General features: G+C 34.2%; 1 protein-coding gene. It reads left to right on the forward strand.

The genetic code is table 11. The annotated features are described in order from the left end of the window. The coding region (locus ACFINZ_RS09790; protein WP_375701415.1) for a hypothetical protein at nucleotides 1-181 on the forward strand (181 nt) is incomplete at its 5' end. Between the last annotated feature and the right edge of the window lie 637 nt (nucleotides 182-818).

The following is an 818-nucleotide window of genomic DNA, read 5'->3' on the forward strand; positions in this document are numbered from 1 at the left end:
TCCTTTATTTATGGAAAATGGCGTAGCATCCTTAAATGTTACAAGGCTTGGTACCAGAAATGGATCTGGCATCCGGTTTTTGAGGAATACGCAAAGAACTATGAATGTAGACTATGGTGGTGAAATTATCAGGGATGGTGCTATTTTTGTCTGTTTTCATCCTTGTGCTTGCAGACTATAGATTGTGCAGCAATTCTATAAAGAAGGTCAGTACGAGAGAGACGATTTTGTAAGAAATAAGCCAAAGATTTGGTTCCGAAGAGTCATGCTATGAAGGATGGTGTGAGTCAGACTTTACGTTTTTGTCTCACTTTGTAGAATTGTAGAACTGGGATGCTATGATCTAAACAGCTTAGCTTGTTGAATGGGGTGAAAATACATAAGTTATCGCTAATAATACTTGTATTCAAGAGATGTACAAAGTATTGTTTTATAAGGATAATTTATCATTTATCCATCTTGGATAAGAAACTTTAATATCATAAGATTCTCTCATTTCAAATCCATTTATTTGAATAAATCAAGACCATTCGCTTACACGTTATAAGTAGAAGTGATGTGTGAGTAAAAACACATAAAGAAAGGGATAAAAATGCCTTTTATAAATCATCTCAAGTGCCAAGGGCTTTAGCAATATTGGGAGCTGGCAAATAGAATGATGGTCCAGCTTTTTCTTTCATAATCGTAAAGATAGTGGTGTTCAATGGATTTTACGTTACACCATTTATGGGATGCATTCCTCTCAGAATAAAAATTCTTTTCATAGGTTGAATGCAAAGAGTTTTTTGTACAAAGCAAAACGATCTAATATACACAAT

The organism is Bartonella sp. AA81SXKL, assembly GCF_042196945.1.
In the GTDB taxonomy this organism is placed as follows: Bacteria; Pseudomonadota; Alphaproteobacteria; order Rhizobiales; family Rhizobiaceae; genus Bartonella.